General features: G+C 67.7%; 1 protein-coding gene. It reads right to left on the bottom strand.

Translation table 11 applies throughout. From position 1 onward, the window contains the following. Positions 1 to 269 (bottom strand): chlorite dismutase family protein (locus tag SB754_RS20505; protein WP_410784203.1); only part of this gene is annotated, 269 nt, incomplete at both ends.

The raw sequence follows: 269 nt of genomic DNA, 5'->3' as shown, positions 1-269 counted from the left end.
CGGTGTAGCGCAGGTCGCGCATCATGTCGACGAGGTCGGTCAGCACGTCCGACTCCATCGGCAGCATCCACTCGTAGTCACCGAGGGCAAAGGCCGGCATCGTGTTGGCGACGACGCTCTTGAACGCGGCGCCCTTGCGTCCGTGGTCGGCAAGCATCTTGCGGCGCTCGTCGTCGGGCAGCAGGTACCAGTCGTAGCTGCGCACGAAGGGGTAGACCGTGAGCCAGTCACGGGCGCGCTCGCCGCGCAGGTAGCCGGGGACGTGCGAC

It is taken from the genome of Leifsonia sp. SIMBA_070 (assembly GCF_046534635.1).
Taxonomy (GTDB): domain Bacteria; phylum Actinomycetota; class Actinomycetes; order Actinomycetales; family Microbacteriaceae; genus Leifsonia.
This window is presented reverse-complemented; position numbering and strand designations above follow the sequence as displayed.